This is a genomic window from Sporosarcina sp. D27 (genome assembly GCF_000586555.1).
Taxonomy (GTDB): domain Bacteria; phylum Bacillota; class Bacilli; order Bacillales_A; family Planococcaceae; genus Sporosarcina.
The window spans coordinates 45,919-55,759 of record NZ_AZUC01000017.1; the positions used below are offsets into that span (position 1 = coordinate 45,919).

The window sequence follows — 9,841 nt, forward strand, 5'->3', positions numbered from 1 at the left end:
CTGCCGTAAAGTGATATCCGGAAATCCTTTTCAATTGTATAGGGATTTGTTTACTTCACTATCCTTCAAAAGATTTCCATCAGAGACTCGTTTAGAATGTAACCATCTCCTGAACAACAAGTTGCGGCTTGCCATTTCTCACTTCCACCGTACCTTGAAATACGAGCAATGACTGCTCTTTCAGCTCACTGCTACAGACCGCATATTGTTTAGGGAATAACGTACATGAAATCTCTCCAGTCTCATCCTGTAATTCTAGAAAAGCCATTGCTTCTCCTTTTTTTGTCCGAATCCGCTTCACTTCCAACACCATCCCTGCCAGTACTACCTTAGTTCCAGATGACTTTTCAAGGACGTCTGCGATCGGATTCGATTTAGTAGTTAGTTGCTTTTTAAAAGAAGCAATTGGATGTTCGGATAAGTAGAATCCTAGTGTTTCTTTTTCATAGTCAAGTCGTTGCATATCAGACATCGTTCCACCTGGACTATATTTAGGACTCGCCATCCCTTTCATCAACCCTGCTAGCAAGTCTGTTTCATCAGAAGACGGTCTTACAAAGAGCGCATGTTTTCGTGCAGCTTCTATTGTTGCGAGCAACACTTCGCGTGTTTGACCGAATTCGTCCAACGCACCAGACTTTACGAGTGGCGGAATTGTTTTTTCAGTGAAGTTCTCTGCCCCGAGTGCAACAGACAAGTCAAACAGAGTCTTCAGCGTCACTCCCTGCTGTCGCGCTCGTTTCAAGGATGTATAAAATGGATAACTGATTCCTTTTACTGCGCTCAATCCAAGTCGGATTGATCCATTTTCAGTTACCGCTGACCAGTTACTTTTTGTAATCGAAGGGCCAAGAACAGGGATTCCCTTCGCTTTCACATCACGCATAATTTCCATCGTCTTTTCCGGGGAACCCGCTAACACGGAAAGACATCCTGCATAAAAGTATTCCGGTTTGTTCGCCTTTAAGTACGCAAGCTGGTAGGAAATCAACGAATAAGCAACCGCATGACTCTTCGGGAATCCATAATCAGCAAACTTTACAATTAGCTCATAAATATCACCTGCAATACTTTTAGGGAAACCGTTTCTCTGTGCACTTTCTGTAAAATGGACGCGTTCCTCCATTAGTACATCTCGTTTCTTTTTACTGATTGCACGTCGTAACAAATCCGCTTCCCCTAGAGTAAATCCTGCGATTTGAACGGCTATCCGCAAAATCTGTTCTTGGTAAACAATAATGCCATACGTCTCTTTTAAAATTGGCTCCAGAGCGGGATGCATGTAGTGAATCGGCTCCAGTCCTTTCTTCCTCCTGCTATATAGTGGAATGTTTTCCATTGGACCAGGTCGGTATAAGGCATTGATGGCATAGATATCTTCAAAAGCATCCGGTGAAATTTCGCGGAGTGCTTTGCGCATGCCCGGTGATTCAAACTGAAAGACTCCTAACATGTCCCCTTTTCGGAACAACTCCAATGTCCGTTCATCATGAAGCGGGATTGTATCTAGTGAGAGGTCCTCCCCTGTTTCAAATCGAATCATTTTACGTATCCTGTCAAGCAAAGTCAAATTACGCAAGCCAAGAAAGTCCATTTTCAGAAGTCCGGCTTCTTCCGAGTCATTCATAGCCCACTGCGTTAAATAGATGGAATCTCCTCCACTTTGTAACGGAACGGTTTCGACGAGCGGCGTTGGCGAAAGTATGACCCCTGCGGCGTGTGTAGAAGCATTTCTAGGTAACCCCTCTAGCGCGAGAGATACCGTATACCAGCGAGCACGCACTTCATCTTGTTCAATCCAAGTTTGCAGCTGTGACGATTGACTCACCTTCTCTTGAAGAGTTCTCCCTGGAGCATCAGACAACATTTTAGATAGGGAAGTCATATCTTCGTTCGAAAATCCAAATACCCTCGCTGTATTGCGTGCAACAGATTTAGCAGATAATGTACCGAACGTTATTATTTGGGCGACATGTGCTTTCCCGTATTTTTGCGCAACATACTCTACAACTTCCATTCTTCGTGTATCAGCAAAATCGACGTCAATATCTGGCATCGTCACTCTACTTTTATTTAAAAACCGCTCAAAAATCAGCCCATATTTCAAGGGGTCTACAGCAGTAATCCCAAGCGAAAATGCAACGAGTGATCCCGCAGAGGACCCTCGGCCAGGCCCAACTTCAATGTCCTTCTGTTTTGCATAAGCAATGAAGTCTTCTACGATTAAGAAATAATCTTGATATCCCATTTCTACGATGACATCCAATTCGTACCGAAGTCGTTCCTCGTACGCACTGGAAATCTGATCTAATCTTTTTTGCAACCCTTTCCTACAATGGATTTCAAGCAGTTGTGCTGCCGTCATCTTTTCACCAACAGGAAATTCCGGCATGAGTAAATGCTTTTCTGGCAATTGGACATTGCAACCTAATAACATTTCTACCGCCTTTTCAAGCCAGTGCTCTTTGCCTACAAACCATTGTTCCAATTCTTGTTGCTCAGGCACATAAGCGTCTATGTATAGATTTTCAGGACGAGCTGGATCATTCAGTTTGTAGCCATCGCGAATCGCTTGCGCTGTCTCGAAACTGAATGCGTCTTGAGGATCGATGAATCTAGCTTCACTACATGCAACAATGGTAAGACCTTCTGAAGCCGCCAGTTGTTCAATAGCGGTTTCTTCAGGATGTATGACTCCAGCGGGGCGTGCGATGCCTATATGTAGATCTTCAGTTTTACATTGCATTTTCAATCGTTGGATCGTTTCTTCAGTTCGGATTTCGTTCCAAGAGGGGTCTGTAAGCGGGAAAATGACGGCGCAGTTCGCAGTATAGGATTTCAACCATTTTTCAGGTAAGTTTTCAGCGTCTCGTGTTGAGGCAGCACTACTTATCTTTAATATCTGACGAAACCCCAATTCGTTTTTAGCATAGATGTAACAAAGTGGCGTTTCTCCAGTCGGTAGTTCTATCTTTACAGAAAGCCCAATGACTGGGTGAATGCCATACTTTGTCATCACTTTCCAAAACGAACGGATTCCAGAAAGAGTCGAATTCACTATTGCAGCCGAAACAGCCCCTCTTCTTTGTAGAAGAGGAGCCAATCGGTCAAGCTTTATTATGCCGTTGAGTAAGTCGGCTCCTGTAATAATTTGCGGATAAACAAGCTTCATTGTCTATCCCTCCATTCACTAGTTACGCGCACATAACTTTTGTACTTTCTGAATCACTTCATCGGCTTCTTCCCAAGTTCTTACAGAGGCACCTGCAGCAAGCGGATGTCCGCCACCCCCGTATTCAGCAGCCAAACCATTGATCACAATTCCTTTAGAACGCAATCGAACACGAATTTGGTCTTCTTCTTCGACAAATATTAACCAGGCAGAGATGCCTTTTACATCTCCAAGTGAACTTACGAGTGAAGACGTTTCTTCTGCTTTTACATCAAATTCATCCAAGATTGTTTTTTTAAGTTTAATAAAAGCTGCTCCATTTTCATCGATCGTGAAATTTTGGTACACGTACCCTTGCAAGTGAAGCAGATTTCTTTCAACTTCGTACATGCCTGCAAAAATTTGCTGACGGTCAAAGTTGTATTTGATCAATTCACTAGCAATTTCAAACGTTTTACCCGTCGCACTTGGATACATGAATCTTCCTGTATCACCGACAATTCCGGCAAATAGTAGTCTTGCAGATTCATCTGGAAGCTTCCATCCTTTAACGTCTCTTCCTTCAGCGAATAATTCGTAAATCATTTCCGAACAAGAACTCGCGTGTGTATCAATCCATAATACATCTCCATAGGGATCCACATTCGGATGATGGTCGATCTTAGCTAAGAAGCTCCCTTTTTTGTAAGACTGTCCATCCACTCGCTCGGTGTTTGCTGTATCTGTCACAATGACTAACGCACCTTCATACATGTCATCGGATACGGGATCTTGTCCAGCCATAAATGACAACTGGCCATCATCACTTCCTGTCGCGTAGACGTTTTTGTTGGGATAATTCGCTTGTATTAACTTCTTTAAGCCTACCTGTGATCCAAATGCATCGGGATCGGGGCGGACGTGCCTATGAATAATAATGGTGGAATACTGTTCAATTGTGTCAATGATTTGTCTTTTCATTTTTCATTTCCTCCGTTATTTAAAGAATTACGGTCGCATTTGAGTTGTAAAGCCGCTACAATAGAGGAAGTGCTGGATTCTTTTGGAGGGCTATGCTTTGAAGACTTTAAATTTTGTACTTGTATTCTTTATTATTGCTTCGGCAGTATTCTATTTTTACTTTAAAACTCGACAGTTCCGGACAAGCCAGGTATTTCCTATTCGAAAAAAGATGTTTTCATCGAGAGCAGGAATGTTTTTAGGACTCCTGCTAGTCTCTTTCGGAATCAATCAGCTGTTGCTGTTTGGAGGGGTGACGACTTACGTGATCTCTGGAATCTTCATCATACTTGGAGGTTATGTATCCATCTTTAACCGGAAAGCCGTTCAGTATTACAACCAATTCGTGGACGAAGAAACAGAATTGAACAAGCGCTGATGCCTATGCATCAGCGTTTTTTTATCGTTCCAACAACTGATAAGTAACTAGCGATTTGCCGATCATTTCACCTTCTGCATACAACGAAATTTCCATTTTCACGACCCGTCGACTCATATGCAAAATTTCGGGTTCAACCGTTACCTTACTCCCAAGCTGTACATGTCTCATAAAATAGATCGATAAATTCTCAGGAACACTTTCTCCACGCTTATAAAGCTTGATGGCACGGTTACCTGTTTCCGCTAGCAACGTAGTCAATGCACCATAAGACAAAGAGCCAAGCTGATTGGTCATCTGAGGGATCACTTCAAAAATTACGTTTTGAGGATTTTCTGTATCAGAGTGCATTTGATTTTTCACAATATCATCGATGGTTTGACCTTGTTGTGGTTGTCGTTGCGCCAATTGAAAAGCTTTCAGAACATCTTGTCGGCTAATGACACCATCCAACAGGCCTGTTTCCGTTACGACTGGGAGCAAATCGATACCTTCCCACACCATAATGTGACCAGCTGAAGCAACACTCATCTTTCCAGTCGCTGTAATTGGTGAGGCTGTCATGACCTTTCCAAGCGGTTCGGATTCCAGTTTTCCAACGACATCTTTAGACGTGACCATACCTACTACTTTCCCATTCCGCTCAATGACTGGAAAAGCAGAGTGGGAAGTTCTTTGGCTCAATTCGTTAAATTGACCAACCGTCTCTTGAATGAACAACGTTGAAGTATTTGAAAGTTGGTGCTGGATATCTTCTACGAGAAGGATATCCTTCTCAATCATCTGGTCGGATATCGCACGATTCAGCATGGTTGCGACAGTAAACGAATCATAACTGGTCGTGATGACCGGCAAATCGAGTGAATTAGCAAGCTCTTTCACTTCATCCGTCGTATCAAAACCACCTGTTACAAGAACCGCTGCCCCTTCGCTGATTGCTAATTGGTGTGCTTTTTGGCGATTTCCCACAATGAGCAAGCTTCCTGCGTCAATATAACGTCGAATATCATCCAGTTGCATCGCACCAATCAGGAATTTAGTCAGCGTTTTATGTAAGCCTCCGCTACCGCCTAGTACACTACCATCCACAATATTCACAACTTCAGCGAACGTCAGTCGTTCAATATTCTCTTTTTTCTTCTTTTCGATACGCACTGTACCGACACGCTCGATTGTATTTACAAGTTTGTTATTTTCCGCTTCCTTAATCGCTCGGTAAGCTGTTCCTTCACTTACTGTGAGCGCTCTTGCAATTTGCCGTACTGAAATCTTCTCACCAACAGCGAGCTCTTCAATGTGGCGCAAAATCTGTTCATGCTTTGTCGACATTGCATTCACCTTTTTCTATGTATGCCTTTCTTCAGTTTACCATAAATCCATAAAAAATAACCGAGCTGAAAGAGATTTATCTCTGCCAGCCCAGTTGACTCAAATCCGGGTCACATCTCCCGCCTCCATCACAAGAACTTCATAGTCTTTCACAAGTTTTTTGAAGTCTTCAGGATCTTGAACGATTGGTGGAAATGTATTGTAATGTACTGGCACTGTCAGCTTCGGAGAGAGAAGTTCCACCGCATATGCAGCATCTTCAGGTCCCATCGTAAAGTTATCACCTATTGGTAAAAATGCGATATCGATTGCATGACGCTTGCCAATTAGCTCCATATCTCCAAATAGAGACGTGTCCCCTGCGTGGTAAATCGTTTTTCCTTCTGCCATAAACAGAATTCCTGCAGGCATTCCCATATAAATCAGCTGTTGGTCATCTGTTGTATACGATGAGCTATGAAACGCTTTCGTGAACTTCACTGTTCCAAAATCGAATTCACAAGCTCCTCCGATGTTCATGCCGTGGGTTTCTAGACCTTGCCAGCCTAGCCATACCGCAAGTTCGTTCGGCGCTACAACTAATGCCCCACTCGCTTTTGCAATCTCAATCGTATCGCCCACATGATCATTGTGTCCATGAGTCAGCAAGATGACGTCTGGTTTTTCGTTCGCCACGACTAAATCCGTCAAATCATTTCCTGTAATATAAGGATCGATCAAAATCACCTTGTTGTTTGTTTTAATCTTAACGATTGAGTGTCCGTGATAAGAAATTTCCATTGGATTTGACACCTCCACTTATTGTTCTATCCTTTTTATCAATTCGTGAAACCATATGTAAACCCTCTTTTTTTGGTATGATAGATAAGTGAATTAAGGAGGATTAATCATGACAAAACTTAAATCGATTCAGCAGTATTTACAGGACAACAATGTAGAAGCAGCATTCGTAACTACACCTGATAACGTGTTTTACGTATCAGGCTTTAGCAGCGACCCCCACGAGCGGCTTCTAGGTGTGATGATTTTTAAAGACGCAGAACCTTTCATCGTCTGTCCACTCATGGAAGTTCCTGATGTGAAATCTGCAGGCTGGACTTTTGGAACAGTCGGTTACGAAGACACAGATGACGCTTGGGAGTTTGTTCAAGCTGAAGTGAAACGCAAAGTGAGCGAACTTAATACGATTGCAATTGAGAAATCACATCTTACTGTCGAGCGTTTGGAACGTATGGAAGAACTCTTCCCAACAGCTCAATTCTCTCGTCTGGATGAACAATTGAATACAATGCGGAGTCATAAGGACGCATCAGAACTCCAACTACTACGTGAAGCAGCAAAATTAGCAGACTACGCGATTGAAGTGGCGTGTGAGAATATTGCTGAAGGTGTCACTGAACTGGAACTTCAAACAGCAATCGAGTTTGCGTTGAAGAAAAAAGGCGTCCAGAAGATGTCGTTCGACACAACTGTTTTATCAGGTCCGAAAACCGCATCTCCGCACGGAACTCCAGGAGAACGCAAAATCCAAAAAGGAGATTTTGTGTTAATGGATCTTGGAGTTGTGCATAAAGGGTATTGTTCAGATATTACTAGAACGGTTTCGTTTGGCGAACCATCTGCTGAACAGCTTAGTATTTACGAAGCAGTACGTTTTGCAAATCAGGCAGCCATCGATCTTGTAAAGCCAGGAGTTCGTGCAAGTGAGCTTGATAAAGCTGCACGCGAAGTGATTACGAAAGCCGGGTATGGAGAGTACTTCACACACCGACTAGGACATGGCCTTGGTATTTCTGTTCACGAATTCCCTTCAATCCATGGCGCCAACGACTTCCAACTTGAAGAAGGCATGGTCTTCACAATTGAACCAGGTATCTACAACTCAGCAATTACTGGCGTTCGTATTGAAGATGACGTCGTCGTTACAGCGGACGGTATCGAGGTATTAACGAAGTTCCCGAAAGAGCTTAAAATTATTAAGTAAATAGAAGAAGCAGAGGCTTAACTTACAGCCTCTGCTTCTTTGTTTATAGTATTCTTATCGACTCAACAAAGATTGAGCAGATACATATTCAATTGCCTGCGCATCTGAAACTGCTTGATACGTCAAGTAACCTTCTAGCGTGTTAACACCTTTTAACAAAGCGTCGTTGTCCAAGCAAGCCTGCTTGTACCCTTTGTTCGCAATTTGTAGTGCGTAAGGAACCGTAACGTTTGTAAGTGCCATTGTAGAGGTACGTGGCACAGCACCCGGCATATTTGCAACAGCGTAGTGCACGACACCAAATTTTTCATATGTCGGATCGTCGTGAGTTGTAATGCGATCGGAAGTTTCAAAGATTCCTCCTTGGTCAATCGCAATATCCACAAGTACAGAACCTGGTGACATCGATTTAACCATCTCTTCGCTTACAAGTTTAGGTGCACGAGCTCCAGGGATAAGCACACAACCTATTACTAGATCCGCATCTTTAACGGACGTTGCAATATTGAATGGATTCGATACTAGTGTTTGAACGTCATCTCCGAACAATTCATCCAGTTGACGAAGTCGTTCTACAGACAGATCAAGAACAGTAACACGAGCTCCCATACCAATCGCAATGCGGGCTGCATTCGTTCCAGCTTGTCCTCCACCAATAACGGTTACGTTTCCACGTTGAACACCTGGCACGCCTGATAATAGAATTCCTTTTCCGCCTTCCATCTTCTCCAAGTACTGAGCTCCGATTTGTGTTGCCATACGTCCAGCTACTTCACTCATTGGTGCGAGTAGTGGCAACGAACGATTTGGTAATTGAACCGTCTCGTAAGCAATCCCGATCACTTTGTTGTCGAGTAATGCCTTAGTTAACTCTACTTCGGAAGCAAGATGTAAATACGTGAACAAAATAAGACCTTCACGGAAGTAACCATACTCTGACGAAACTGGTTCTTTTACTTTCATGACCATTTCTGCTGCCCACGCTTCAGCTGCAGTTTCAACAATTACTGCTCCAGCTTCACGATATTCTTCATCTGTAAAATTAGAGCCAATTCCTGCTAGTGTTTCGATAAGCACCTCGTGCCCCGCTGATTTCAAGTTGAATACCCCAGCTGGTGTCATTGCGACACGATTTTCGTTGTTTTTTATCTCTTTAGGTACTCCAATACGCATAGTTAGTTCCTCCTCAATGAATGTGTCCGGCTGTCCAGTATGTACCGTTCAAACCTTTTCTCAATAAGTGTAGCAGATAGCATCCTATTTTGCCGTACTTTTTGCATCGATAAACAAATATTTTTAATTTCCCGATTTTTGATGATTAAGCAGGAATTATTATGAGATGTGTCGTATAGTACCTATAGAAGTATAATTTTAATGTAGGAGTGTGGTAACGATGTCATTAATATATAACCAAATTATTGTTGCGGTAGACGGATCAAAAGAGTCGGAATGGGCATTTAAAAAAGCGGTAGAAATTGCTAAGCGTAACGACGCTAATTTGAACCTCGTCAACATCATCGACACACGTTCGTACTCCGCTGTAGAGGCGTATGACCGTTCAATTGCTGAGCGGGCACAATCTTATGCTGTAGAGTTGCTGGAAGGATATAAAGAGCAGGCAGCAGCAGCTGGATTGACTCACGTGAATGTTATTGTGGAATATGGTTCACCTAAAACAATGATTCCTAGAGAGATCCCTAAAAAAATCGAAGCGGATCTAATCATTTGTGGAGCGACTGGATTAAACCCAGTAGAGCGCTTCCTAATCGGTAGTGTATCAGAGAACATTGTTCGTTCTGCAAAATGTGACGTACTCGTAGTCCGTACATCCGAAGGCGAATAACTAAAAAGAAAAGCGTCTTTCTCATACGAGAAAGACGCTTCAGACTGTAGATAAACTCCAGTAATCACGGGGTTTGCCTACAGTCTTTTTTCTTTTACAATAGTATTAACTAGAAAAAGTTGATTTCCGCTGCGA

Annotated in this window: 8 protein-coding genes; 3 read left to right on the top strand and 5 right to left on the bottom strand. The window is 42.9% G+C overall.

Annotation, left to right across the window (positions count from 1 at the left end; translation table 11 throughout):
• Positions 1–91: 91 nt before the first annotated feature.
• Together N693_RS0105310 and N693_RS0105315 are read right to left on the bottom strand one after the other, a co-directional pair.
• Entirely contained in the window at positions 92–3,172 is a 3,081-nt protein-coding gene (locus N693_RS0105310) for a DNA polymerase III subunit alpha (RefSeq protein WP_025783768.1), read from the bottom strand.
• 18 nt (positions 3,173–3,190) lie between these two features.
• Positions 3,191–4,132, bottom strand: a complete 942-nt coding sequence (locus N693_RS0105315) for a bifunctional oligoribonuclease/PAP phosphatase NrnA (RefSeq protein ID WP_025783769.1) — start codon at positions 4,130–4,132, stop codon at positions 3,191–3,193.
• A gap of 97 nt (positions 4,133–4,229) precedes the next feature.
• Here N693_RS0105315 and N693_RS0105320 point away from each other — a divergent pair, with 97 nt between their 5' ends.
• Positions 4,230–4,550, top strand: coding sequence for a YtpI family protein (locus N693_RS0105320; protein WP_025783770.1), 321 nt, complete (start codon positions 4,230–4,232; stop codon positions 4,548–4,550).
• A gap of 21 nt (positions 4,551–4,571) precedes the next feature.
• Here N693_RS0105320 and N693_RS0105325 read toward each other — a convergent pair whose 3' ends face one another.
• Both N693_RS0105325 and N693_RS0105330 read right to left on the bottom strand, forming a co-directional pair.
• Positions 4,572–5,879, bottom strand: a complete 1,308-nt coding sequence (locus N693_RS0105325; RefSeq protein ID WP_025783771.1) for a DRTGG domain-containing protein — start codon at positions 5,877–5,879, stop codon at positions 4,572–4,574.
• A 99-nt stretch (positions 5,880–5,978) separates the two neighbouring features.
• The gene (locus N693_RS0105330; protein ID WP_025783772.1) at positions 5,979–6,659 is read right to left on the bottom strand and encodes a metal-dependent hydrolase; all 681 of its coding nucleotides are present in this window, start codon (positions 6,657–6,659) and stop codon (positions 5,979–5,981) included.
• A gap of 109 nt (positions 6,660–6,768) precedes the next feature.
• Here N693_RS0105330 and N693_RS0105335 point away from each other — a divergent pair, with 109 nt between their 5' ends.
• Complete coding sequence (locus tag N693_RS0105335) at positions 6,769–7,863, top strand: Xaa-Pro peptidase family protein (protein ID WP_025783773.1); 1,095 nt, start codon at positions 6,769–6,771, stop codon at positions 7,861–7,863.
• Positions 7,864–7,917: 54 nt separating this feature from the next.
• On the opposite strand, the gene ald is transcribed toward N693_RS0105335, so the two are convergent.
• Complete coding sequence (ald, locus tag N693_RS0105340) at positions 7,918–9,036, bottom strand: alanine dehydrogenase (RefSeq protein ID WP_025783774.1); 1,119 nt, start codon at positions 9,034–9,036, stop codon at positions 7,918–7,920.
• A 220-nt stretch (positions 9,037–9,256) separates the two neighbouring features.
• On the opposite strand from ald, the gene N693_RS0105345 reads away from it, so the two are divergent.
• Complete coding sequence (locus N693_RS0105345; RefSeq protein ID WP_025783775.1) at positions 9,257–9,706, top strand: universal stress protein; 450 nt, start codon at positions 9,257–9,259, stop codon at positions 9,704–9,706.
• Positions 9,707–9,841 lie beyond the last annotated feature (135 nt).

Bases quoted from the DNA above. Each gene is read 5' to 3' on its own strand.
- N693_RS0105310 (WP_025783768.1), bottom strand. From the start codon at position 3,172: ATGAAGCTTGTTTATCCGCAAATTATTACAGGAGCCGACTTACTCAAC.
- N693_RS0105315 (WP_025783769.1), bottom strand. From the start codon at position 4,132: ATGAAAAGACAAATCATTGACACAATTGAACAGTATTCCACCATTATT.
- N693_RS0105325 (WP_025783771.1), bottom strand. From the start codon at position 5,879: ATGTCGACAAAGCATGAACAGATTTTGCGCCACATTGAAGAGCTCGCT.
- N693_RS0105330 (WP_025783772.1), bottom strand. From the start codon at position 6,659: ATGGAAATTTCTTATCACGGACACTCAATCGTTAAGATTAAAACAAAC.
- N693_RS0105335 (WP_025783773.1), top strand. From the start codon at position 6,769: ATGACAAAACTTAAATCGATTCAGCAGTATTTACAGGACAACAATGTA.
- ald (WP_025783774.1), bottom strand. From the start codon at position 9,036: ATGCGTATTGGAGTACCTAAAGAGATAAAAAACAACGAAAATCGTGTC.
- N693_RS0105345 (WP_025783775.1), top strand. From the start codon at position 9,257: ATGTCATTAATATATAACCAAATTATTGTTGCGGTAGACGGATCAAAA.